We start from the raw sequence: 575 nt of genomic DNA on the forward strand, positions 1-575 counted from the left end.
GCTGTTGGCATCGTCGGCATCGGCACCGTTGAGCGCCGGCTTGGTCAGTTCCAGGAACCAGTCGCAGAACTCGTTCCAGGCAAACTCGTACAGGCACTGCGCGAGCAGGTCGAAGCGGTAGTTGGCGTAGTGCGTCTGCGCCTCGGTCGACACCGCCGCCAGCCGCGACAGAATCCAGCGCTCGGCATCGGTGCGCGGCTGCGGCACGCCGGTGAAGCTGCTGCCCTCGGTGTTCATCAGGGTGAAGCGGCTGGCGTTCCACAGCTTGTTGCAGAAGTTCTTGTAGCCCTCGGCGCGGCTCATGTCGAACTTGATGTCGCGGCCGTGGGTGGCCAGCGCGGCGATGGTGAAGCGCAGCGCATCGGCACCGTGGGCGATGATGCCCTCGGGGAATTCGCGGCGGGTGGCCTTCTCGATCTTCGGCGCGTCCTTGGGCTTCATCAGCCCGGTGGTGCGCTTGGCGATCAGGTCCTCGAGCGAGATGCCGTCGATGATGTCCAACGGATCGAGCACGTTGCCCTTGGACTTGGACATCTTCTGACCCTGCGCATCGCGGATCAGGCCGGTCATGTAGA

1 protein-coding gene is annotated in these 575 nt (G+C 64.5%); it reads right to left on the minus strand.

The genetic code is table 11. The features are described 5' to 3' along the window. A partial coding sequence (locus ACXJKJ_RS31485; protein ID WP_457395599.1) for a class I tRNA ligase family protein occupies window positions 1-575 on the minus strand: 575 nt, incomplete at both ends.

The sequence above is a fragment of the Roseateles sp. P5_E1 genome (assembly GCF_054049335.1).